The sequence below is a fragment of the Synechococcus sp. OH2 genome, from assembly GCF_047462155.1.
Lineage (GTDB): Bacteria > Cyanobacteriota > Cyanobacteriia > Thermostichales > Thermostichaceae > Thermostichus.
This window is the reverse complement of sequence record NZ_JANSIR010000116.1, coordinates 35,833-36,491: the sequence shown is the minus strand read 5'-3', so window position 1 is coordinate 36,491 and position 659 is coordinate 35,833. Positions and strand designations below refer to the sequence as shown.

1 protein-coding gene is annotated in these 659 nt (G+C 61.5%); it reads left to right on the top strand.

The features are described 5' to 3' along the window. The coding region (locus tag NW835_RS12540) for a zinc ribbon domain-containing protein (RefSeq protein WP_414415457.1) at positions 1–254 on the top strand (254 nt) is incomplete at its 5' end. Positions 255–659 lie beyond the last annotated feature (405 nt).

Genomic DNA, 659 nt, shown 5'->3' with positions numbered 1-659 from the left:
ACAGCTCGCAGACCTGCCACCGGTGTTTGTGGCTTGGGCAGCGGGAAGAGAAGCATTTTCGTTGTGTGAACCCAGCTTGTGGTTGGGAGGGAGATGCAGACTTTAACAGTGCTAACGTGATTGCCCTTTTGGGGGTCGCTGTAAACCGGCCTGGAGGCCCGTGGTTGGCTTGCCAACTGCAGGGCTACCATTCGCGTCAGCGGCGCGTAGCGCTTAAGCCCGCTCCGTACCGCTTAGCGGTCGGAGCCGGGTAGTTTACTGGTTTCTCCCTGAACCCCCTAGGGAACTCTGTTCGCTTGCGCGAGCAGCGATAGCACCTACCGTTGGGGCCTACGGCCCGCTAACGCGAGGGGGTCTTCCCAGTCAGTTGCTCAAGCGCTCGGCGCCGCTAGCCCTCACCCCCCGCCCCTCTCCCAAAAGGAGAGGGGAGTTTGGGATCGAGGCGGCAGGCAGTCTCATTGCGGTTGGAATGGCCATAGGAGGGATGGCAAAGAAACCCGCTCCCCGCCCCAGACAAGGCCAAAGCATCCTATACTGTTGCGGCGGTAGAAATAAGCGGGAAGCTGCTGCCTATGTCTGAACTTCTCCCCTTGCCTTCGCTCCACAACCAGGTGGCAGTGGTCACCGGAGCCAGCCGCGGCATTGGCCGGGCCGTTGCC